Annotated in this window: 18 protein-coding genes; 9 read left to right on the top strand and 9 right to left on the bottom strand. The window is 64.2% G+C overall.

The features are described from left to right. Nucleotides 1-12 precede the first annotated feature (12 nt). The 3 genes from CK489_RS26385 to CK489_RS26375 all read left to right on the top strand — a co-directional run bounded on the left by CK489_RS26385 (nt 13) and on the right by CK489_RS26375 (nt 4,080). The gene (locus tag CK489_RS26385; RefSeq protein ID WP_050631763.1) at nt 13-417 is read left to right on the top strand and encodes a response regulator; all 405 of its coding nucleotides are present in this window, start codon (nt 13-15) and stop codon (nt 415-417) included. 19 nt (nt 418-436) lie between these two features. Continuing rightward, a complete protein-coding gene (locus CK489_RS26380) occupies nt 437-2,674 on the top strand; it encodes a CHASE3 domain-containing protein (protein ID WP_095734338.1) in 2,238 nt (745 codons plus the stop codon). 239 nt (nt 2,675-2,913) lie between these two features. Beyond that, the gene (locus tag CK489_RS26375; protein WP_095734337.1) at nt 2,914-4,080 is read left to right on the top strand and encodes a PcfJ domain-containing protein; all 1,167 of its coding nucleotides are present in this window, start codon (nt 2,914-2,916) and stop codon (nt 4,078-4,080) included. Nucleotides 4,081-4,127: 47 nt separating this feature from the next. Here the strand turns inward: CK489_RS26375 and CK489_RS26370 are convergent, their stop codons facing one another. Then, a complete protein-coding gene (locus tag CK489_RS26370) occupies nt 4,128-5,021 on the bottom strand; it encodes a DMT family transporter (RefSeq protein WP_095734336.1) in 894 nt (297 codons plus the stop codon). A gap of 814 nt (nt 5,022-5,835) precedes the next feature. On the opposite strand from CK489_RS26370, the gene CK489_RS26365 reads away from it, so the two are divergent. The 3 genes from CK489_RS26365 (at nt 5,836) to CK489_RS26355 (ending at nt 12,053) form a co-directional block, all read left to right on the top strand. Then, nucleotides 5,836-9,612, top strand: a complete 3,777-nt coding sequence (locus CK489_RS26365; RefSeq protein WP_095734335.1) for a vitamin B12-dependent ribonucleotide reductase — start codon at nt 5,836-5,838, stop codon at nt 9,610-9,612. Between the two features lie 241 nt (nt 9,613-9,853). Then, a complete protein-coding gene (locus CK489_RS26360; RefSeq protein WP_143278221.1) occupies nt 9,854-10,711 on the top strand; it encodes a hypothetical protein in 858 nt (285 codons plus the stop codon). A 355-nt stretch (nt 10,712-11,066) separates the two neighbouring features. Beyond that, a complete protein-coding gene (locus tag CK489_RS26355; protein ID WP_050631866.1) occupies nt 11,067-12,053 on the top strand; it encodes a hypothetical protein in 987 nt (328 codons plus the stop codon). A 19-nt stretch (nt 12,054-12,072) separates the two neighbouring features. Here the strand turns inward: CK489_RS26355 and CK489_RS26350 are convergent, their stop codons facing one another. Next, nucleotides 12,073-12,474: a lysozyme inhibitor LprI family protein gene (locus CK489_RS26350; RefSeq protein ID WP_245350532.1), complete on the bottom strand. Its 402-nt coding sequence runs from the start codon at nt 12,472-12,474 to the stop codon at nt 12,073-12,075. A 291-nt stretch (nt 12,475-12,765) separates the two neighbouring features. Between CK489_RS26350 and CK489_RS26345 the strand changes: the two genes are divergently transcribed. Then, complete coding sequence (locus CK489_RS26345; RefSeq protein ID WP_095734334.1) at nt 12,766-12,957, top strand: hypothetical protein; 192 nt, start codon at nt 12,766-12,768, stop codon at nt 12,955-12,957. 179 nt (nt 12,958-13,136) lie between these two features. Here CK489_RS26345 and CK489_RS40955 read toward each other — a convergent pair whose 3' ends face one another. From CK489_RS40955 to CK489_RS41855, 5 genes are all read right to left on the bottom strand, one after another. Continuing rightward, nucleotides 13,137-13,349: a hypothetical protein gene (locus tag CK489_RS40955; RefSeq protein ID WP_143278220.1), complete on the bottom strand. Its 213-nt coding sequence runs from the start codon at nt 13,347-13,349 to the stop codon at nt 13,137-13,139. Nucleotides 13,350-13,539: 190 nt separating this feature from the next. Continuing rightward, nucleotides 13,540-13,812, bottom strand: coding sequence for a DUF2312 domain-containing protein (locus CK489_RS26335; RefSeq protein WP_021079629.1), 273 nt, complete (start codon nt 13,810-13,812; stop codon nt 13,540-13,542). 183 nt (nt 13,813-13,995) lie between these two features. Next, complete coding sequence (locus CK489_RS26330; RefSeq protein WP_095734332.1) at nt 13,996-14,280, bottom strand: hypothetical protein; 285 nt, start codon at nt 14,278-14,280, stop codon at nt 13,996-13,998. Nucleotides 14,281-14,433: 153 nt separating this feature from the next. Next, nucleotides 14,434-15,558: a metallophosphoesterase gene (locus CK489_RS26325; protein ID WP_095734668.1), complete on the bottom strand. Its 1,125-nt coding sequence runs from the start codon at nt 15,556-15,558 to the stop codon at nt 14,434-14,436. A gap of 177 nt (nt 15,559-15,735) precedes the next feature. Next, nucleotides 15,736-16,329 carry a hypothetical protein gene (locus tag CK489_RS41855; protein ID WP_198961027.1) on the bottom strand — a complete coding sequence of 198 codons (594 nt, stop codon included), beginning with the start codon at nt 16,327-16,329 and terminating at the stop codon, nt 15,736-15,738. Nucleotides 16,330-16,585: 256 nt separating this feature from the next. Between CK489_RS41855 and CK489_RS26315 the strand changes: the two genes are divergently transcribed. Together CK489_RS26315 and CK489_RS26310 are read left to right on the top strand one after the other, a co-directional pair. Next, nucleotides 16,586-17,428 (top strand): alkaline phytoceramidase, encoded by an 843-nt coding sequence (locus tag CK489_RS26315; protein ID WP_095734331.1) that lies wholly within the window; start codon nt 16,586-16,588, stop codon nt 17,426-17,428. A 276-nt stretch (nt 17,429-17,704) separates the two neighbouring features. Further along, a complete protein-coding gene (locus CK489_RS26310; RefSeq protein ID WP_095734330.1) occupies nt 17,705-18,700 on the top strand; it encodes an LLM class flavin-dependent oxidoreductase in 996 nt (331 codons plus the stop codon). Nucleotides 18,701-18,720: 20 nt separating this feature from the next. On the opposite strand, the gene CK489_RS26305 is transcribed toward CK489_RS26310, so the two are convergent. Both CK489_RS26305 and CK489_RS26300 read right to left on the bottom strand, forming a co-directional pair. Beyond that, nucleotides 18,721-19,017 carry a putative quinol monooxygenase gene (locus CK489_RS26305; protein ID WP_095734329.1) on the bottom strand — a complete coding sequence of 99 codons (297 nt, stop codon included), beginning with the start codon at nt 19,015-19,017 and terminating at the stop codon, nt 18,721-18,723. A gap of 28 nt (nt 19,018-19,045) precedes the next feature. Continuing rightward, on the bottom strand, nt 19,046-20,329 hold the full coding sequence (locus CK489_RS26300; protein WP_095734328.1) for a cystathionine gamma-synthase family protein: 1,284 nt from the start codon (nt 20,327-20,329) through the stop codon (nt 19,046-19,048). Between the last annotated feature and the right edge of the window lie 179 nt (nt 20,330-20,508).

Below are 20,508 nucleotides of genomic sequence, written 5' to 3'. Positions count from 1 at the left end.
AGAGGATGCATCGTGCCGAGCGTTCTCGTGGTCGATGACGACCCGATGGTGTGCGTTGCCATCGAGGTGTGTTTGCAGCGCCAGGGCTTCGACGTCACCGTTGCGGATGGCGGTGAAGCCGGCATGCGCGCGCTGGACCAGGCCGCGTTCGACGTCATGCTGGTCGACGTCTTCATGCCGCATATGCGCGGTTTCGAGGCGATTCGCATCTTCCACGAGCGCGCCCCCGATATTCCCGTCATCGCGATGTCGGGCTATGCCTTCGCCAATGCCGACCGAGCGCCGGACTTCCTGCGGATGACGATCGAGCTCGGGGCGTCCGCCTGCCTGCGCAAGCCGTTCACCCCGCAGGCGCTGGTTGCCGCCGTTAACGAATGTCTTGCGAAGTCTGCTCCTTCTGCTCGTCTTTCCAAATAATTGCTCGTACTAATCGTCGATGGCTTCCCAGCGTCTCATTCTTGGCAGTGGCCTTGCGATCCTCCTCGTCATCAGCGCGGCGTCGATCGGGCTGGACGTCAAGTCGCGCAGCGAGATTGATTCGGTCGATCACACCCTCAGAATCCTCAAATGCATCTCGGATGCGCGTCCGCTGCCGCGGGGCGTCGAGAGCGCGGCGCGCGGTTTCGCGCTGACGGGCGATGCGTCCTTTGCCAACGAGTTCCGCGAGCAGAGCGCGGCCCTCACCGCCGCCTTCGACGAGTTGACGAACGCGGTGAAGTCGGCGCCCGAGGAAGCGCGGCTGATCGCGGGCACCAGGGGACAGGTCGAGCGCGCCATCGCGCTCGGCGCCGAACTGATCAGGTTGCGCGAGGCGGGCGACACCGCCGGCGCCGCTGCGCTGATCTCCGCCGACGAAAGCCGCTCCCTGATGGACAAGGTCGGCACCGCGCTCGACCGCCTGGTCGCCGAGGAGCGCCGCCTGCTCGGGATCCGCACCGACCAGTCGAAGACCAACGGCCGGCTGCTGCTGGCCATCGACCTCGCCGGCGTCTCGATGATCCTGCTGCTCGCGATCGCGCTGACCGTGACGGCCCGGCGTGCCAGCCGTGAACTGCAAGGCGCGCTCAGCGCGACCAAGGCGACCAACCTGTCGCTCGAGGGCAAGGTGGCCGAGCGCACCAAGGATCTCGGCGCCGCGCTCGAAGGGCTGCGCCGTTCGACCTCGGTGATGGAAACCACCTTCCGCAGCATGGCTGAGGCGGTGCTGGTGATCGACACCGAGGGCATCGTGCTGCTGTCGAATCCGGCCGCCGAGAAGATGCTGCGCTACAAGACGGGCATGACGGTCCGGCAGCTGCGCGCCATGAGCAACGTGTTCCAGTCCGACGGCGTCACGCCGATGCAGGCCGACGACATGCCCTCGGCCAAGGCGCTACGCGGCGAGGAATTCGACGGTCTGGAATTCGTCGCCCGGCCGGTGCGCGGCGCGCCGGAGATTCACCTCGTGGTGTCGGGCCGGCCGCTGCGCGATGGCGACAACACCATCACCGGCGCGGCACTGATCTATCACGACATCACCGCCTCGCGCGAAACCGAGCACAAGCTGCAACAGGCGCAGAAGCTCGACGCCATCGGCAAGCTGACCGGCGGCGTCGCGCACGACTTCAACAACATGCTGACGGTTATCACCGGCACCACCGAGACGCTGGTCGACAGCCTGCGCTCCCAGCCCAAGCTTGCGCAGACCGCCGAGCTGATCGACCGCGCCGCGGAACGCTGCCGCGAGCTGATCCAGCATCTGCTCGCCTTCGCCCGCCGCCAGCCGCTGGAGCCGCGCACCGTCGACATCAACGGCACCGTGGTCGACATCTCCAAGCTGCTGCGGCCGACGCTCGGCGAGCAGATCGAGATCAACTCGGTGCTCGCGCCCGACGTCGCCAGCGTCCATATCGATCCGTCGCAGCTTGCCAACTCGCTGCTCAACATGGCGATCAACGCCCGCGACGCGATGCCGAACGGCGGCAAGCTGCTGTTCGAGACCAGCAACATCGTGCTCGACGATGCCTATGCTGCGATCAATCCGGACATCACGCCGGGCCGCTACGTGCTGCTCGCGGTCAGCGACACCGGCACCGGCATGTCGCACGCAGTGCAGGACAAGGTGTTCGAGCCGTTCTTCACCACCAAGGAGGTCGGCAAGGGCTCCGGTCTCGGCATGAGCATGGTGTACGGCTTCGTCAAGCAGTCCGGCGGCCACATCAAGATCTACAGCGAGGAAGGCCACGGCACCACGATCAAGCTCTATCTGCCCCCTGCCCGCGGCCAGGTCGAGGTCGAAGCGCCCGCACCGGAGCCGCCGCGTCGCGGCAGCGAAGTCATCCTCGTCGTGGAGGACGACCAGCTGGTGCGCAACTACGTGGTCACGCAGCTCGGCAGCCTCGGCTACAAGACCATCGCCGTTCCCGATGCCCGCGCCGCGCTGGCGCTGGTCGACAAGGGCGAGAAGTTCGACCTGTTGTTCACCGACGTCATCATGCCCGGCGGCATGAACGGCCGGCAGCTCGCCGACGAAGTGAGAAAGCGGCGGCCCGGCCTCAAGGTGCTCTACACCTCCGGCTATACCGAGAACGCCATCGTGCATCACGGCCGCCTCGATGAAGGCGTGCTGTTGCTTGCAAAGCCCTACCGCAAGGCGCAACTCGCCAGCATGCTGCAGCAGGCGCTCGGCGAGTGATGTGCGCGCGTCTCCTGCGGGAGACGTGACTTCTTTCGCACACCTCCAGGTGAGCTGATCCAGTTTCGGGAATTCAGCTTGCTCCGATCATCGATCGGATGTATGTGCACGCCCCTGCTTCAACCTAAACGTTCAACCGATGAGGAGATCAGCCGTGAAACCGCTCTCGCGATCGACACTATCCGTGCCGACGCCAGCAGTGCGTCCGGCTGAACGTCATCCCATCATGTTGAACGACAATGGCACAATCATTGATCCAGCGCCGGCAGGAGGCCGAGCGCGCGCGGGCTGAAGCCCATGCGTTCTCGCTGCGACATGTGTCGCAGCGGACGCGCCCTCCACCGGATTTCCAGAAGGCGATCAAAGAGGCCAGGCGCGGCTTCGAGGCATACGTCCTGCGTGACGCCGATGCCTGGAAGCCGCAGCTGAAGACTCGCGATGCAGCACGCCTGCGTCTTGCCGCAGCCCGTCATCTCTTCGCGCGCTTTCCCGTTGCCGAGCATCTGGAGCAAATCTGGATCGACACGGCCGGGCTGGGCGACGGCGAGATCGCGTTGCGCAAGCGCTGGTACGTCGCGGCGGCTGGCGGCGGCTCGCTCTACAAGGCGGGTGCGGACGCATGGCTGTCTCGCAAGGAGGTTCATGCGTTCCTCAATCCGCTGGGAAGCCTCGCCTTCGACGAAGCGATCTGGCAGGCGATCGCCCGTTCCTATACGGACGATCAGGGCGTCGCACTGAGGATCGCGCGCTCGGGCATCGCGCGGACGCCGCGCGCCCAGCTTGGCTTCTGGCGTGAGGTGGCGCGCTTCTTCTGCGTACATCCGGCCACGGTCGAGGAGATGAGCGATCTCCGCGATTACCTTGCCGCGTGTTACCGACGCAATCGGAAGTTCAGTCTCAAGGGACGGACCCCGATCTCGCTCGGGCGACAGATGCACGCATGGCACCGCGAGCTCGCGGCGAACGCGCGCATTGAGGCCGCTCGCCGTCGCGCTGCGGCGGCGCAGAACCGTGCGCACGGGGTGTCGGCGACGCTCGATCCATCCGGCGACAGCTGGCCAGGCATCTCGCTCGCGGACTGGTCATGGAGCCCATCGTGCAAGGTCCATGGCCGCCGCGAGGAATATGTGGTGGTCCAGCTGCGCACCGCGGTCGATCTCGTCACCGAGACGCAGACCATGCGCCACTGCGTCGCGAGCTACGCGGCAAAGTGCATTGCCGGCCACGCGTCGATCTGGTCGCTGCGTCGTCGCGCCGCGGGCCATACCGAGCGACTGCTGACGATCGAAGTTGATCGTCACCAACGTGCGGTGCAGGTGCGTGGATTTGCCAACCGCGCACCGCTCACGGAGGAGCGCAAGATCCTCGAGCGGTGGGCCAAGGCACGCGCAATTGCGCTGCTATGACGATGCGCTGCGCACTCTCGCGCAGCGCATCGTTCGCGTTCGGGACGCTACCGCGTCGCGAGCGCGACGCCGGCGAGCGTGAACAGCAGCGCGACGATCTGCGTCGGCCCGAGCGGCTCGTGTAGCGCGAGCGCGGAGGCGATCACGCCGATCACCGGCACCGCCATGGTGCCGATCGCAGCGACTGAAGCCGGCAGCCGTGCCAGCGCGGCAAACCAGGCGACATAGGCGACGCAGAACTGGATCAGCGTCGAATAGACCAAGAGCCACCAGCCGACCGTCGTGATGCGGTCGAGATGCGTGGTCTCGATCAGGAAGCCGACGATCGCGATCGGCACGCAGCCGAGGCCGATCTGCCAGGCCGCGGCCGGGATCGGCGGCATCACCAGCGGGTATTTCTTCGCCAGCACCGTGCCGAGCGCAAAGCCGAACGCGCCGCCGAGCGCCATGATGATTCCCGGCAGCTTCTCTTCGCTCGCGGAAATCCCGTTGCCGCCCATGATCGCGGCGAGCCCGGCGAACGCCATCACCAGCGCGATGGTCCGCAGCAGCGTCGGCCGCTCGCCGAGCACCGGCCAGGCCAGCAGCGAAGCCCATACCGGCATGGTGTAGGCGATCAGCGCGGTCTCGCTCGCCGGCAGCCACAGTAGCGCGAGCCCCATCAGCACCATCCAGCCGGTGACGTTGAGCGCCGCATACAGCACGAGCCGCGGCCACATCCTGGCCTCGACATGCAGGCTCTGGGAACGGATCAGCGCCAGCGCGGCCAGCAGCGCGGCGCCGATCACCCCGGTGGTGCCGCGCAGGGTCAGCGGCGGCAGCTCGCTGAGCAGGAATTTTGTGGACGGCCAGTTGAACCCCCAGCCCACCGAGGTGATGGCGAGGAACATCAAGCCGGCGGGCGCAAGGCGCGGCCGCACGGAAGGCTTCTTATCTGTCATGGAACCCGGCAAGGGCGTGAAAAGGATGTGAGTCGGCCGCACCTTGCCCGCGATTTTGTCGCCCGACCATCACGCCTCTGACATGCCTGATCCGTAGTTTGCCCGTAGCCTTACGTGAGTCCCCAAAATTCAATCCGGGACGGCGAATAAAAACTTCGCCTGTGAACAGCGGGGCGAAACTCCAATCCACAGGCGCTAGGAATTTTTTTGGCTTGGGAATCCCTGAGGACTCACCGATAGTTGGCTCGATCACAGGCGCGGCACCGCCCCCTGTTATCCCCTCCCCTCCACCATATTTAGTGTTTGATTCAGAAACTCGTACTAGTTCTTGACGGGCGTGACGGACATGGCCTAGCTTTCAACCTGTTCGGCGCGAGTGTGTTTGGGTCCCCGCCGGTCGCTCCCACAAGGGTTCCAAAATGACCACTCCGCCAGGCCTTCGGGCCGCGGGTGAAGGGCTTTTCTGCCCTGATTTTGGGTCGCCGTCGGGACGACAAACGGGCCGAGAAGGACCCGGAAACAGAGGCCGTAACCGGCCCGCAAAGAGCGTACGCGTGACGTGTCGCGTGAAGCGTTTTGGGGCGTTGAATGCATGATCCGGAGGACCCGACCAGTCGGGCACCCCCAAGGGATTGTGCCACTGCCGGGCCGGGCCAAACCGGTGCCGAGCGGACGAGAGAACAGGCCGGATCCACCGGCTGAGCTGCGGATGACGGGAGGCGTGCACGCGTGTCCCGAAGTCCGCGAACAGATAACATTCCGGCAACCTGCGGGGAAACGTGGGACCGGGCAGAAGAAGTGACGGGGCTCGACCATGCGAATCGAACGACGCAACACCACCAGCGGACAATCCCCCTACGCCGGGATCAATTTCCGCCTGACCACCTCAGAGATCCGCAATCCGGACGGCTCGGTCGTATTCCGTGCCGAGAACGTCGAGGTTCCGGAGTTCTGGTCGCAGGTCGCCTCCGACGTGCTGGCGCAGAAGTATTTCCGCAAGGCCGGCGTCGCCGCGCGCCTGAAGAAGGTCGAGGAAGAGACCGTGCCGTCGTGGCTGTGGCGTTCGGTGCCGGACACCGAGGCGCTCGCAGCGCTGCCCGAGAACGAGCGCATCGTCGGTGAGACCTCTGCAAAGCAGGTGTTCGATCGCCTCGCCGGCTGCTGGACCTATTGGGGCTGGAAGGGCGGCTACTTCTCTTCGGAAGAAGATGCCCTCGCCTTCTACGACGAGCTGCGTTTCCAACTGGCAAAACAGATGGTCGCGCCGAACTCGCCGCAGTGGTTCAACACCGGGCTCCATTGGGCCTATGGCGTCGATGGCCCGGGCCAAGGCCACTACTATGTGGACTGGAAGACCGGCAAACTCACAAAATCGAAGTCGGCCTATGAGCATCCGCAGCCGCATGCCTGCTTCATCCAGGGCGTCGGCGACGACCTCGTCAACGAGGGCGGCATCATGGACCTCTGGGTGCGCGAGGCGCGCCTGTTCAAGTATGGCTCCGGCACCGGCTCCAACTTCTCGAGCCTGCGCGGCGAAGGCGAAAGGCTCTCCGGCGGCGGCCGCTCGTCGGGCCTGATGAGCTTCCTCAAGATCGGCGACCGCGCCGCCGGCGCGATCAAGTCGGGCGGCACCACCCGCCGCGCCGCCAAGATGGTCGTGGTCGATGCCGATCATCCCGATATCGAGACCTATATCGACTGGAAGGTGAAGGAGGAGCAGAAGGTCGCCGCGCTCGTCACCGGCTCCAAGATCAACCAGAAGCACCTCAAGGCCGTGATGAAGGCCTGCGTGAACTGCGAAGGCTCTGGCGACGACTGCTTCGATCCGGAAAAGAACCCGGCGCTCCGCCGCGAGATCAAGCTCGCCCGCCGCGCGCTGGTGCCCGACAACTACATCAAGCGGGTCATCCAATTTGCAAAACAGGGCTACAAGGAGATCTCGTTCGACACCTACGACACCGACTGGGACTCGGAAGCGTATCTCACCGTCTCCGGCCAGAACTCCAACAATTCGGTGTCGCTGAAGGATGACTTCCTGCGCGCGGTGGAAACCGACGGCGACTGGAATCTGGTCGGCCGCACCACGAAGAAGGTTACCAAGACGCTGAAAGCGCGCGACCTCTGGGAGAAGATCGGTTACGCCGCCTGGGCCTCCGCCGATCCCGGCCTGCACTTCAACACCACGATGAACGACTGGCACACCTGCAAGTCGTCCGGCGACATCCGCGCCTCCAATCCGTGCTCGGAATACATGTTCCTGGACGACACGGCGTGCAACCTCGCCTCCGCCAACCTGCTGACGTTCTACAACACGTCAACCAAGCGGTTCGATATCGAGTCCTACGAGCATCTGTGCCGGCTCTGGACCATCGTGCTCGAAATCTCCGTCATGATGGCCCAGTTCCCGTCGAAGGCGATCGCCGAGCTGTCCTACGAGTTCCGCACCCTCGGCCTCGGTTTTGCAAATATCGGCGGCCTCCTGATGACCATGGGCCTGCCCTATGACTCGAAGGAAGGCCGCTCGCTGTGCGGCGCGCTGACCGCGGTCATGACCGGCATCTCCTACAAGACCTCGGCGGAGATGGCGGCCGAGCTCGGCACCTTCCCGGGCTACAAGAAGAACGCCGCCCACATGCTGCGCGTGATCCGCAACCACCGCCGCGCCGCCCACGGCAACGCGACCGGCTATGAAGCGCTCTCGGTCAACCCGGTGCCGCTTGATCACGCCTCCTGCCCGCAAGCCGACATCGTCGCGCACGCCAAGCTGGCGTGGGACGACGCGCTGGCGCTCGGCGAGGTCAACGGCTATCGCAACGCCCAGACCACCGTCGTGGCGCCGACCGGCACCATTGGCCTCGTGATGGATTGCGACACCACCGGCATCGAGCCCGACTTCGCGCTGGTCAAGTTCAAGAAGCTCGCCGGCGGCGGCTACTTCAAGATCATCAACCAGGCGGTGCCCTCGGCGCTGCGCGCGCTCGGCTATCGCGAGAGCGAGATCGCCGAGATCGAGGCCTACGCCGTCGGCCACGGCTCGCTGTCCAATGCACCCGGGATCAACGCCTCGACGCTGAAGGCAAAAGGCTTCACCGACGAAGCCATCGCCAAGGTCGAAAAGGCGCTGCCGACCGCGTTCGACATCAAGTTCGCCTTCAACAAGTGGACCTTCGGTGAGGACTTCATCCGCGACCAGCTCGGCATCGGCGCCGAGGCGATCGCGGCCCCCGGCTTCGACCTGCTCCAGGCCGTTGGCTTCACCAAGCGCGAGATCGAAGCCGCCAACGTGCACATCTGCGGCGCGATGACGGTGGAAGGTGCCCCGCACCTCAAGTCCGAGCACTATCCGGTGTTCGACTGCGCCAATCCCTGTGGCAAGATCGGCAAGCGCTATCTCTCGGTCGAGAGCCACATCCGGATGATGGCGGCCTCGCAGCCGTTCATCTCGGGCGCGATCTCCAAAACCATCAACATGCCGAACGATGCCACGGTGGAGGACTGCAAGTCCGCCTACCTGTTGTCGTGGAAGCTGGCGCTGAAGGCCAACGCGCTCTATCGCGACGGCTCCAAGCTGTCGCAGCCGCTCAACTCGCAGCTCATCAGTGACGATGAGGACGAGGACGATGCGGTGGAAGCGCTCTACGAGAAGCCGATGGCGGCGCGTGCCGCCCAGGTCTCGGAGAAGATCGTCGAGAAGCTGGTCGAGCGCATCGTCGTGATGCGCGAGCGCGAGAAGATGCCGGACCGCCGCAAGGGCTACACCCAGAAGGCTGTGGTCGGCGGCCACAAGGTCTATCTCCGCACCGGCGAATATGACGACGGCCGGCTCGGCGAGATCTTCATCGACATGCACAAGGAAGGTGCGGCGCTGCGCTCCTTCATCAACAATTTTGCGATCGCGGTGTCGCTCGGTCTGCAATACGGCGTGCCGCTGGAAGAGTATGTCGACGCCTTCACCTTCACCCGCTTCGAGCCCGCGGGTCCGGTGCAGGGCAACGACTCGATCAAGTACGCGACCTCGATCCTCGACTATGTCTTCCGCGAGCTCGCGGTGAGCTACATGTCGCGCTTCGACCTCGCCCATGTCGATCCGAACGAATCCGGCTTCGACGCGCTCGGCAAGGGCGTCGAGGAAGGCAAGGAGCAGCCGGAAGAGGCTCCGCACCACCAGGCCACCAAGTATCTGTCGAAGGGCCTGACCCGGTCGCGCACCGACAACCTCGTCGTCATGCGCGGCGGCTCGACTGCGGTGAGCGGCAATTCCGACAGCGCCCCCGCCGGCGGCAGCCGCGTGACCTCACTGGCCTCCCACGGCGCAACCGCCCGCGGCGCCTCCGACACCGTCGAAGGCGCAGTCGCCCTGAAGCAGGAAGTCAGCCACGACCTCTCGCCGACCGAGAAGCTCGAGGCCCTGAACTGGAGCAAGCCCGGCACCGCCGCAGCCGCAGCCCCGAGCAAGGCCGAGCGCCGCGCCGAAGCGAAGGCCAAGGGCTACGAAGGCGAGATGTGCTCGGAGTGCGGCAACTTCACGCTGGTGCGGAACGGCACCTGCATGAAGTGCGATACCTGCGGCAGCACGACGGGGTGTTCGTGAGGCGGTAACCGACGACGCCGACGATCGTCATAACCGGATGCGGCGACAAGCATAAAGCGCCCCCTAATAAAACGCCCTCTACTTTTGCAGAGGACAAAAAACCCCGCCGGAGACGGCGGGGTTTTCATTTTGGCAGTGTGTTACGCTCTTTTCCCGGGCTTCACGTCGTAGATCAGCAGCCCTTCATTGTGTGCTAAGGATTGCTAACCTCGGTCACGCTGTAAGAACGAGCAGAGGATTCATGTGTACCGGTACAACGGCAGTCGTGCTGTTTCTTGCCTTCTCTGCGTTCGCACCACCAGCGTATCCCGCGGAGCGCAAAATCGTCGCAACCCCACCCCTTCAGGTGATGACGCCGGGCCATCTGGACAAGGCGAATGGAATCGGACCGCGCTTCCAATTCGCCCAGCCCCCATCCGAATTGCCAGCGAAATGCGCCACGTCGATCAGGCCTCACCTCAACGACGGGGGGTTTGTTGACTATCCTGGACTGCGTACGGCAGAGGAATTTCGCTCAAAGGCAGCCCGCGGCGTCCCCTTGAATGCCGACGACGCCGCGGGCGCAGCAGTCCACACAAACTATACATTGAGCGGCGAAGGATCAGTGTCTCCTGCCCTCTGCTTCAACGCCAAGGCCGGCCCGGAGGCGCGGGGCTTCTGTACGGCAGTGATTTCTGGGAACGATTATACGGTCGTGTACAACTTCGATCCGGTTGCCTGCCAATACGACAATTTAGGCGTGGCAAGAGCTCTGGAAACCAGGCTCTCCGTCGGGAGCCTCCCGGTGCCCGAGGAATCTGATTGCGCGGCTAAATTGGAAGAGTTCGTGACGGACATCGACGAGGTCTTGTCGAAGAAGCCGCGCGATATTTTCGATGTCATGGACGTGCTGGATCGACATTTCCCACTGCACGGCTGCACAGCCGAACGCGTTTCATCGGTGTTGGGCAAATCCAGGTACTTCCGCTCCGTGGGCATGAATGGCCCAAAGATGCACGTATTCAGTCTCGCTTCTCGCGAAGTGGTGGTGGGATTTGGCCTCACCGATAGCGGGGATTCCGAGCTGCCCTACGCCAAGTGGACAACGCCGTCTCTATAGACTCGTGGGGGCTGGCCGTTCCGTCACTCTGAACCGCGTCCGCGAGTTCATTGCGCCCTGTTACTGAGCTAATAATCACTGAAAAGTAGCTGGCGCTTTATCGCCAGCGCTCTGAGGCTTGGACGCTACATCTAACAACGCGCGTCAGCAAGCGTAGGGCGGATTAGCCGAAGGCGTAATCCGCCGTCTCCAACGGTTGTCGGCGGGTTACGCTTCGCTAACCCGCCCTACCTGCTGCGCCCTGCCACCCGACCGCCGACGAGCAAACTCAGCTTTCGTTAATCTTGCGAGCGCGCGCTCGCCTTTGGCCCGCGACGGTCGTGGTATTGTGCCGCCGCTCCGCCCGGGATCAACCATGTTCCGCCTTTCCACTGAACCACACAGCTATTCGCAGTTGGACCCCGACGAATGGAAGCGTTCTCGAACGGTCAAATTCGTCGACGTTCCGGTTCTCGCTGAAGTCCTGAGCCGGGACGATGGCTTGAAGCTGATCTGTCTCGGCAACAGAAAAGGCATCAAGGGCCCCTACTATCGCTATATGAAAGGCGAGACCGTATTCGAGTTCGGCGCGGACCGCACGCATTGGGGCGGCACTGCGACCGACACCTACAGTGTTGTTTTCAATTTTCAGCGCGGATGGAGCCTCGGGGGTCGCACATGGCCGCTACCGCGCTCCGCGGTGGAGGACATCGCCGCCGATATCGATGCGGCTCTTCGCGCGTGGCCCACACCAGCCGGACACCCGCATATACCTGTTGGGGTCGTGTGCTTCCTCGTTCTCGTGTCAGGGACGGTTCCGCGCGCCCCTGCCGCAGTTCCTGGCGACTATGCTCGGTACGAATTGAAGTTCGGGCATCCGGTCGCGCTGCGTCAAATCCCTCCCTCATCGCGCTGGCAAATGCGCGTGACGCCCCTGCGCGTGCGCGACCGGCCGTTCGATCCCGATGCGGTTCGGGATCACCAGGTTTTGGTCCGTGACGACGGGGTCGAAGTGATCCACCGCCCAACGCTCAGGGGTCCCACAGACGATGGGCCGGACCGCTACGACTATGTTGATGACGGTCTGACGTTCGAATTTTCCGCCGAGCGTCGGCTCTCCATTACCCTCGTCACCGACACCTGGGAGGTGCGGCTCAATCCGCGGCGTTCGAACGGCTTCTCGCCGGAATTGCGCGCACGGCTCGGTGCGGCAAGGTGCGCCGCGATCATCGCGAACATCGAGGAGGCACTTTTCGCCTGGCCGCTCGGGAAGGGATACGCGGAAAAAGTCCCGGTCAACCGCGTCGTGTTTCTTGACGCTGAGACCGGGCCTCACCCGAACGGGCATGGCCCTGTCGATTGATCGGCAAGCGTAGGGCGAATTACCGCGAACCCTGGGCGCGCTTTTCGAGAACCAGCGTGCGGTCGGCGATGTCCTTCAATTCGAACGCCTGAGAGTCGAGGAAGGCGACGGAGCCGTTGTTGGGGTCCGCGGCGAGGCGATGGGTTTCGCTGAGATGATGCTTCAGCCAGGCCCGCTGCTCCCCGAGCAATTGCGCGTGCGCCTCGCCCTTCGAGCTGGCGAGAACGGCTTGATAGGCGGTGTTGAGCCTCGTGTCCCACTTGCCGATTTCGGCCTTGCCGCAATCGAGCATCTTGGTCGACACCCCTTCGGCCTTGGCCATGCACGCATCAAACTCGGCGCTTTGCTGCGCGCGAACCGCTGAAGTCCCGAGCACGAGCATGGAAGCAACAATGACAAGCCTTCGCGAAAGCATCACCACGTCCAAATCACCCTGCCTAGCGTCGTTCGCCAACCATCGCCGCACAAAAACGTCCGAAATGAGATCAAGGAATTGATGCACCTGCGATCCGGCGGGGGCTGCACGGCAAGCTTAGGACAGATGAGCCGCGCGACATCCGGGGTAAGTACTACAGACCATACGACCGCCCCGCATTTCGCTTCGCTCATGCGGGCTACTTGTTGTTGCCGAGATTGCGGCGCCTCGGAAACTCTTCCTCAACCCGTAGATGTTGTAAATTTCTCAGCCACATCCAGCGGGCGGAGTGTCCAGATGGGAACCTCGATTGGCGACACCGCCTCCACAATCGTGTCGATCACGCTCTTTGTTCTGGGGTTCGTCATAACGGTCCTGTGGGGGCCGCCGTCCCTCACGCGGCTCAGCGAAGACGTTGAGATCTTCAAGGTGGTCGGCATCGGGCTGATCGCGTTCTTCTGGATCGCAATCACCTTCAGGCTCATCTGAACACCGCCCTTGGAAGTGCGGCTCCGGGTCAAAGGGCGATAAAGGCGGCTGACCGCGCGACTGTCCGCTTCGGGCAAAGCCGAGGCAGATCAGCCCGCCGGGTCCGCGCGCATTGCGGCCCGATCACAGGCTCCGGCGTAATCCGCCGTCTCGCTAGCAACAGGGCGCCGCGGGATTTCTCACTTCAGCCAATTCAACAACACAGGCTCTATCAGAACAAAAGTAAGTAGTCCGGAGCCCACCACCGCTATGGCCCAGAGCCTGCTATATTGGTTGGGGCTGAGGTTGCCCTTTTTTCTGAGTGCATCGGTCCAAGGTGTAGCCCACCGCTCGTTCAGCATCGCCACTGCGAGCGAAACTGCGACGGCGATCAGTACTGCGGTGGTGCTCATGGAGCTCAACACCTGCTGGACTACATTAGCAAGCGTAGGGCGGATTAGCGAAGCGCAATCCGCCGTTTCGCCGGCAACAGACGCGGCGGGTTACGCTTCCGCCTTCGCTCAATGAGCTACGGCGGACAAGTCGCCAACCCGCCCTGCTCGCTGCCTTCTGGTGGAAGCGCACAACGCGCCTCCGCAGCCCTCACGCCGCCTTTGCGGTCTTGTCTTCCGCCGGTGCGGTTTCCATCGCGCGCATGTAGAGATCGAGCAGGCTTTCACGCTCGTCGCGCTCGTCCTGGTCCTGCTTGCGCAGCTTGATGATCTCCTTGAGGATCTTCACGTCGAAGCCGTCGCCCTTCGCTTCCGAGAAGACCTCCTTCTTCTGCTCGCTGAGTTCCTGGATCTCAGTGTCCAGGTTCTCGATCCGCTCGACAAAGGAACGGATTTTTCCGCCGGGAATGGTGATGTCGGACATGGTGCCTCCTGCTGAATGAGGTCGTGAAAATGCGAGCAAAGAGATGACCAATGTCTTAACCGTGCGATCGCCGCGGCGTCGGTATTGTAGGATGGCTAGAGCCAACGGGTCCGCAACGCGCGGCCCGATGATAAACTCCGCGAAATCCATCGACTTTCGTCCGTGGCACCAATGATGCGAACGTCATGGCAGCTTACCGTTGGGCAATCCGACAATAATGCCAAGAAACCATCCGCCAAAAAAGGAGACGACCAGCATGAGAAGATCGGTCGTCGTGGAGGGACCGAATTCTTGCGTGCCTTGAACACGATCAAACCCGATTAGCCCCAGCGCAAAGGCTGCCGCGCAGAATGCGGGCAAAAACGCCGCGAGCCGTCCCTGAGGGTTCCGTAATAGAGTTCTGGATCGACGATACGATATCGCGGCACTCAACACGACCACGATCAGGCAGGCGGCGAGGAAGTACATGGACACAATCCTTCATGCCTGAAGGTTTTATCGGCTCGCTCCAAAGAAAGACTTGCCGAGCAGATCGAAGTTTATCGATTGCGACGTTGGTTCCGTAACCCGCCCTGCTCGCGCCGCGCTCGCAAGCGTCACAACGTCATCGCAATCGATCACTCAGGCACCGTCCGCCACGCGCAACGTGATGCGCGTCAATTCTGAGGGACGGCCGAGCCGCAGGGCAAAGCCCGGCCACAGCGCGGTGCCGTTGTTGACGTAGAGCGTCATGCCGTCGACGTCGTAGCGGCCGGAGACGAAGCCGGCATTGGCGGGCGCGGCCAGGCGGTCGATGCCGACGATCAATCCGCCATGGGTGTGCCCGGAGAGTTGCAGGGCGACACCGTGCGCAGCGGAGTTGCGGGCATCGCTCGGCTGGTGATCGAGCAGGATGATTGGCGCGTCCTTGGGGGCGCCGTCGAGCACCGCGGCGAGATCGCGGACCGGATGCGCCCTGCGGCGCGACGCGCGGTCGGTAATGCCAGCGATCACCAGGCGGCCGCCGCCGCGCTCGAGCGCGATGTGGCTGTTCTCGAGCGAGCGCAGGCCGAGCGCAGCGTAGTGCGCCATCCAGCCGTCATAGCCGAAGATATATTCGTGATTGCCCGAGATCACGTAGACGCCGTCGGCGGCCACGAGGTCCTGCAGCGGCGCGATGTCGCTTCGCCGCGCATCGATGGTGCCGTCGATCAGATCACCGGTGATCGCGATCAGGTCGACGTCGAGCTTGTTCGATCGCGCGACGACCTCGCGCGCCCATGATGCAGGAAACAGCCGGCTGATGTGCAGGTCGGTCAGTTGCAGGATGGTGTAGCCGTCGAACGCGCGCGGCAGTCCGCGGATCGCGACTTCGACATCGTTCAGCGGCGGAATGCGCATCGCCTGATGGACGCCGATCGCGGCGGCTATGGCCGCGACGCCGGCAATTGCGTAGCGAACGCCGTCAGGCGCGCCGACGAAGCCGCCGTGGATCACCGCGGCGACGATCAATCCCGCATCGAGCGCCAGTTGCAGCAGCGCCAGCAGGATGATGGCACCGAACGCCCAGTTGAACAGCGCGACCACCGGACGCGGAAACTCCGGCGAGAATTCCGATCCCGACGACAGGCGGTTCCAGCGGTGAAACTGCAAGGCGACCAGCACGAACAGCGCTGCGACGATCTTAGCCGGGAGCGGCCAGTCGAGCGGCCAGATGAAACGGGCGAGGATCAAGAGGCTGGTCAGGCCGAAGATGAGTTGGGGAATTGGTTCGCTCCGGATCGGATCGGTTAAGGCTGGGCGGTCGGCGCCCGGCAAAGGTAGGGTGGATCGGCCGCAGGCGTAAGCGTCACCATCAGCACATTTTCGGCATGTGGCGCTTCGCTCAGGCCCCCTGCGCGCGGGCCGCCCCTATGTAATGGCGCAAACGCCGGAAGCGCCCGATCAGTCTTCGATATCGGCAATGCGCCTGAGCACGATCACGACGGCGAGGACCAGGCCAAAAACGCCGCTGGCAGCTCCGGCCAGACCAGAGCCGAAGGCACCACCGACATCCCGGTCGGACAGAACGAACACCACCACTTCAGCCGCAAAGCCCATCCCCAGCGGCAGGGCAATGATGATGGCGACGCATTTGAGAAATTCGATCGCAAATCGAACGGTCATATCTTCCAGGGCATCGAGCGCGCGGGTCATACGACTGTTCGAGCGAGGGGCGACCGGGCGACGCGCGCTCCGATGCGTGCCGATTGCGGCGCTGGAGGAGGCTGTGCCGATCAATCGGTTCGCACGGGGATTGTCGTTGGGATCATCGAGCGCCCTGATGTCCTGTTTGAGTTCTCGGCGCACAATCAGCGTAACAAGCAGCGCGCAACATAACAGCGCGACCAGGCCAGCCCAGATGTTGAAGCTACCCGCGAGCAAGATCAGAAAGACGCCGGCATACGCCAACACCTCGCCACAAGCATAACCCACCATCGCGGTGGCGATTTCAGCGAAAGACGGCCTTCGCTTGGCGAGGAAATCCGCCGGCCTCATCGGTTGCCTTTCGACGCTGCGCTACCTGCACGATCAGCCGCTCAATTCATGTGGCGCGCCGGCCGTCGGGTGCAATGCTTGCGCAGGCCGCGCCGACCGAGATCACAGAGGCGGCTGCAACGAGCGGCCTTCGCCACGGCTCAACTGAGCCGGTCTCGCCCATCCAGGCTGGCCGAAATCGCCGCACAAAATAGAACTTGAACATTGCTCAATCTTCTGGTCTATTATTGAACATTGTTCATTTTTGGAGCCGGCCATGCAGACGACCTTCCGGATCGACGGATTGACCGGGTCCGCGCGGCCTGTGAAGCCGTGGATGAAGGCCGCCCCGGCGATCGCCACGATCGGCATCATCGCAGCGTTCGCGCTGCACGGACGCATCGCGCAGCCGGCCCACTACAACGATTTCGCCGACCACTCGGCCCTTCTCGGAATCCCGCACGCAGGCGACGTGCTTTCCAACGCAGGCTTCGCGCTGGTCGCGATCTGGGGCTGGCTTGCGCTCCGGCCCCACCGCAAAAGCGATCAGCTTCGCGCCGGATGGCCGGGCTATCGGCAGTTCCTGATCGGGCTGTTGCTGACCGCGTTCGGCTCCGCCTACTTTCATCTCGCCCCCGGCAACGGCCGGCTGACCTGGGACATGCTGCCGATCGCACTCGCCGGCGCAGGCCTGCTGGTCGGCGTCCGCGGCGACACGCATCCGCGATCGCGCGCGAACCTCGAAGCGATCGCTCTCGCGCTTTTCGCCACGGCCGGCGTCGCGTGGTGGGTTTATACCGACAGGCATGGCGCGGGCGACCTGCGGCCGTATCTGCTGCTGCAGGTCCTCCCGCTGGTCCTGATCCCGCTGTGGCAGTCGATCCATCGTGCGCCGCGCAGCGAGCGCATCGCGTTCGCCGCCGCGATGGGGTTGTACGTTCTGGCCAAGATCGCCGAGGTGCTCGACCATCCGATCGCCGACGCGCTCGGCGTCGTCAGCGGACACACCTTGAAGCACCTGATCGCGACCGCAGCCACCGCCGCAATCGTCTGGGGCGTGACGCGACGCTTCGCCGGCGGTGGCCGGCGAACGGCGGGCACTCGCACGATTTCGGAATAATGGAAATGTATCGCTGATTTGCCCGACGGGTCAAGTCGCTTTTCGGAGTTCCGGCGGCCGCCCGCCGCTTTGCATGGGGTTGTTTTCGATATTTTGCGACGCGCCGCTTCGCGCCGTCGCCATCACCGGCGAATACCGCGGTCGCATCCGGCCGATTGACCCGCACGCAAACCATATCCATATGCATCTGCATGAATCGGCCGCCCGCGCCGTTTCGCCCCCACCTGGACACAGCCAAATACCACCGGCTCCCGTCCGCAACGTTCCGGAGCCGCCGTGGCCGCCCTCTCCATCCTTGATCTCGTCCGCGTCACCGAGGAAACCGACGCGCGCGGCGCGCTGTACAATGCGCGCGATGTCGCCCGCCATGCCGAGGCCTTGGGTTATCGCCGGATCTGGGTGGCGGAGCACCACAACATGGCGGGGATCGCGAGCGCCGCGACGTCGGTCGTGATCGGACACATCGCGGCGGGCACCAGCACCATCCGGGTCGGCGCCGGCGGCATCATGCTGCCGAACCACGCGCCCTACGTGATTGCCGAGCAGTTCGGCACGCTGGAGCGGCTGTTTCCCGGTCGTATCGACCTCGGGCTCGGCCGCGCGCCGGGCACCGATCAGCTGACCTTGCGCGCGCTCCGTCGCACGCCGGAGTCGGCCGAGAACTTTCCGCAGGACGTGCTCGAGGTGCAGGCCTTCCTCGCCGCCGCCGGCCCCAACCAGCGCATCCAGGCGGTGCCGGCCGCGGGCACCGACGTGCCGCTGTGGATTCTCGGCTCGAGCAATTTCGGCGCGATGCTGGCCGGCGAGCTCGGCCTGCCCTACGCCTTCGCCTCGCACTTTGCCCCCGAGCTGCTGAACCAGGCGCTGCAGATCTATCGCGCCCGCTTCAAGCCGTCGGAGCAGCTCGCGCAGCCGTACACGATGGTCGGCGTCAACATCATTGCCGCCGACACCGACGCCGAAGCGCGGCGGCTTGCGACCACGCAGCAGATGTCGTTCACCAACATCTTCCGCGGCGCGCGCGGCCTGAGCCAGCCGCCGATCGACGACATCGAGAGTTACTGGTCGCCGCAGGAGAAGGTCCAGGCGATGCGGATGCTGGAGCGCTCCATCATCGGCTCGCCCGAGACGGTGCGCGCCGGCATCGACGCGCTGGTCGCCGAGACCGGCGCCGACGAGTTGATGATCGTGTCCGACGTCTACGACCACCAGAAGCGGCTGCGCTCGTTCGAGCTGATCGCCAAGGCCGGCGGGATCGCGCCGCAGCCGTAGGCGGGCGCGGGATTGCGGGCCTACTTGCTCGCGATCTCGTTCGCCGAGACCAGGATCACGTCACCATCGAGGATCGGCTTCGCGACCTCGAAGAACCGCGCCACGGCGGGCGAATTGTTGTGCCGGTCCATCGCCGCCTGGTCGGCGTAGCGCTCGTAGGTCGCGAACACGCAGGCATCGGCGGCATCCTGTGACACGTGATAGCCGACGGTGGCCGGCTCGTTCGCCCTGACATGCGCGACGACGTCAAGCAGCGCCTGACGCATCGTCGCCTCGTGTCCCTTCTTTGCCCGGATGACCGCGGTAATCGTCAACATCCAGCCTCTCCTGCCCTGTGCATCTGCTTCACACCCGGCTCAACGCCTGCGCGATGTCGGCGACCAGATCGGACGGATGCTCGATCCCGATCGACAGCCGGATCGTGGTGTCGAGCACGCCGATCTTCTTCCTGATATCGGCCGGCACGCCGGAATGCGTCATGGTCGCCGGCAGGCTCGCCAGCGACTCGGTGCCGCCGAGGCTCACCGCGAGCTTGAAGATCTGCAGATTGTTGAGGAATGTCTCCGCGGCCTCTTGCCCGCCGACAATGTCAAACGAGAAGGTCGAGCCGGCCCCGGAGCTCTGGCTGGCGAACACCCGCCCCGCCGGCGATGCCGGGTCGTGATGGCCGAGATAATGCACCTGCGCCACCTTGGGATGGTCCCGCAGATAGTCGGCGACGATCCGCGCATTGCGGTCGGCCTTTTCCATCCGCAGGCTGAGCGTTTCCAGCGAGCGGCTGATCATCCAGCAGGAATGCGGATCGAGCTGGGTGCCGATCGCGCCGCGCAGCGCCTTGACGTCCTTCATCAGCTTCTTCGAGCCGAGCGCCGCGCCCGCGATCAGGTCGGAATGGCCGCCGACATATTTAGTCAGCGAATACAGCGACAGATCGGCACCGTGCTCGATCGGACGTTGAAACACCGGCCCGAGCAGCGTGTTGTCGCAGGCGATGATCGGGGTGAAGCCCTGCGCCTTGCCGATCGCGTCGGCGACACGCCTTGTCAGCGCGACATCGACCAGACCGTTGGTCGGATTGGCCGGCGTCTCGATGAAGATCATCGCAACGCGGCCCTTCTTCATCGCCTCGTCGGCAGCGGTGCGCACCACGCCCTCGTCGAGGCCGTCGGCAAACCCCACGGCCTGAATCGAGAACGCCGCGAGCGTCTTGGTGAACAGCGTCTCGGTGCCGCCATAGAGCGGCTGCGAGTGCAGGATCACGTCGCCGGGCCGCGCGAAGGCGAGCACCGTGGTCGAGATCGCCGACATGCCTGACGAGAACAACGCGCAGCTTTCGGTGCGCTCATAGATCGCGAGCCGGTCCTCGACGATCTCGCTGTTCGGATGGTTGAAACGCGAATAGACCAGCCCCGCGCCCATGCCTTCCGGCGGCTCGCGGCGGCCGGCGACGAAATCGAAGAAGTCCTTGCCGTCCTCGGCGGTGCGGAACACGAAGGTCGAGGTGAGGAATACCGGCGGCTTGACCGCGCCCTCGGACAGCTGCGGATCGTAGCCGTAGTTCAGCATCTGGGTTTCCGGATGCAGCAGATGGTTGCCGATGTGGGTTCTGGACGGAAACGGTTTTGTCATGGCCGGTCTCCTGTTCGCGAGACCACCGCGCCGGCGGCGATTCCCGGAATGATGCGACCGAGCATACCCCAGCTTTATGCCATTCGGCCAAAGCCCGGCATCACGCAGCTCTGGATAACAAACGGCCGGCATGCGCCTTGCGCCGCCGGCCGTTCGGAAGCTCACACGCTGGTGAGGAT

The organism is Bradyrhizobium sp. UFLA03-84 (assembly GCF_002289535.1).
GTDB lineage: Bacteria > Pseudomonadota > Alphaproteobacteria > Rhizobiales > Xanthobacteraceae > Bradyrhizobium > Bradyrhizobium viridifuturi.
Note: the sequence above shows the minus strand (reverse complement) of the source record. Positions and strands in the feature narration are given on the sequence as shown.

Excerpts from the sequence above, each read along its gene's own strand:
- CK489_RS26380 (WP_095734338.1), top strand. The coding sequence starts at position 437 with ATGGCTTCCCAGCGTCTCATTCTTGGCAGTGGCCTTGCGATCCTCCTC.
- CK489_RS26375 (WP_095734337.1), top strand. The coding sequence starts at position 2,914 with ATGGCACAATCATTGATCCAGCGCCGGCAGGAGGCCGAGCGCGCGCGG.
- CK489_RS26370 (WP_095734336.1), bottom strand. The coding sequence starts at position 5,021 with ATGACAGATAAGAAGCCTTCCGTGCGGCCGCGCCTTGCGCCCGCCGGC.
- CK489_RS26365 (WP_095734335.1), top strand. The coding sequence starts at position 5,836 with ATGCGAATCGAACGACGCAACACCACCAGCGGACAATCCCCCTACGCC.
- CK489_RS26360 (WP_143278221.1), top strand. The coding sequence starts at position 9,854 with ATGTGTACCGGTACAACGGCAGTCGTGCTGTTTCTTGCCTTCTCTGCG.
- CK489_RS26355 (WP_050631866.1), top strand. The coding sequence starts at position 11,067 with ATGTTCCGCCTTTCCACTGAACCACACAGCTATTCGCAGTTGGACCCC.
- CK489_RS26345 (WP_095734334.1), top strand. The coding sequence starts at position 12,766 with ATGGGAACCTCGATTGGCGACACCGCCTCCACAATCGTGTCGATCACG.
- CK489_RS40955 (WP_143278220.1), bottom strand. The coding sequence starts at position 13,349 with ATGAGCACCACCGCAGTACTGATCGCCGTCGCAGTTTCGCTCGCAGTG.
- CK489_RS26335 (WP_021079629.1), bottom strand. The coding sequence starts at position 13,812 with ATGTCCGACATCACCATTCCCGGCGGAAAAATCCGTTCCTTTGTCGAG.
- CK489_RS26330 (WP_095734332.1), bottom strand. The coding sequence starts at position 14,280 with ATGTACTTCCTCGCCGCCTGCCTGATCGTGGTCGTGTTGAGTGCCGCG.
- CK489_RS41855 (WP_198961027.1), bottom strand. The coding sequence starts at position 16,329 with ATGAGGCCGGCGGATTTCCTCGCCAAGCGAAGGCCGTCTTTCGCTGAA.
- CK489_RS26315 (WP_095734331.1), top strand. The coding sequence starts at position 16,586 with ATGCAGACGACCTTCCGGATCGACGGATTGACCGGGTCCGCGCGGCCT.
- CK489_RS26305 (WP_095734329.1), bottom strand. The coding sequence starts at position 19,017 with ATGTTGACGATTACCGCGGTCATCCGGGCAAAGAAGGGACACGAGGCG.
- CK489_RS26300 (WP_095734328.1), bottom strand. The coding sequence starts at position 20,329 with ATGACAAAACCGTTTCCGTCCAGAACCCACATCGGCAACCATCTGCTG.